The organism is Intestinibacter sp. (assembly GCF_051866655.1).
In the GTDB taxonomy this organism is placed as follows: Bacteria; Bacillota; Clostridia; order Peptostreptococcales; family Peptostreptococcaceae; genus Intestinibacter.
On record NZ_JBJDXL010000180.1, the window covers coordinates 1 to 1,042 of the forward strand.

Consider the following 1,042-nt stretch of genomic DNA (forward strand, 5'->3'; position numbering starts at 1 on the left):
AAAAACACCGGTGTCGCCAATGATACAGCTGCTACCTGATATGCATCATGAGTTTGTCCTATAAAAAATGTATCTGCCAGATTATAAATCAATACCATCAGCATGGCTACAACCGCTGGAATTATATTTTGGATAACTGCCTGTGATACTGGCATTGAAGCAAATGTTTCTAATGATTTGTTTTCTTTCATAAAATTTTCTTCCTTTCAAAATAATATTTTTAAGATACTTGTTACTTTTTTAATAGCATACTATTATTTTATTTTTAATAAACAGCATACTTTTAATAGCATGCTATCATATATTATTTAATAAAATGCCTGCTTTATTACAGACATTTTATTTCATAGAAGTACTGACCTTCTTAAGTAAGCTTACAAATATGTCTCTTTCTGTCTCTGTCAAACCAGATAATAAATCCTCCTCTGCCTCCTGCATATGCTTTTCGGCGACTATACAGCATTCCTCTCCAGCTGGTGTAATCTTGACTATCTTGATCCTTTTATCTGAGACATCTGCATAACATTCTACCAATCCCTTTTGCACAAGTCTTGAAACTATTCCTGCAGTTGTCGATTGTGCTAGATGTAGTACTTTTTCTAACTCCTTAAGTGTCATCTGTTTCTCTACAGTATCATACAATTCCATTAAAACAGATACTTGAGCAGTAGTTAATCCAGATTCTCTAAGAGCGTTATTCGCATTTTTTTCTAGAGTAGTGTGTATTTGCTTTATTAAAAATCCACAAGCATCCTTTGGTTTCATATATTCAACTCCTATCTTTGCTAAAAATAATAACATATTTATCTTCAAAAATCAATCGCTTACTATTATTTATTTTGATTTTTCATAATTAATTGAAAATAAATACCCCCTGCCAAACAGACAGGGAGCACTTTAAAGATTTGTTAGCTTTTTTCTATATTATTTTAATAAATAATTTAACTTAATTTTACATATTTTCCTGATACGTATCCATATGATCCATTGTATTTTATTTTATACCAGCCATTTGATAATTTTTGTACTATTTCTACCTTTG

The 1,042-nt window shown here is 30.5% G+C and carries 2 protein-coding genes and 1 pseudogene; all 3 read right to left on the bottom strand.

Annotated elements, in window-relative coordinates; all coding sequences use genetic code 11:
• Positions 1–191 (bottom strand): annotated as a pseudogene (locus tag ACI3VO_RS05460) (hypothetical protein); the annotation flags it as partial.
• A gap of 148 nt (positions 192–339) precedes the next feature.
• Positions 340–765 carry a MarR family winged helix-turn-helix transcriptional regulator gene (locus ACI3VO_RS05465; RefSeq protein WP_439756940.1) on the bottom strand — a complete coding sequence of 142 codons (426 nt, stop codon included), beginning with the start codon at positions 763–765 and terminating at the stop codon, positions 340–342.
• Between the two features lie 176 nt (positions 766–941).
• Entirely contained in the window at positions 942–1,031 is a 90-nt protein-coding gene (locus ACI3VO_RS05470; protein WP_439756944.1) for an SH3 domain-containing protein, read from the bottom strand.
• Between the last annotated feature and the right edge of the window lie 11 nt (positions 1,032–1,042).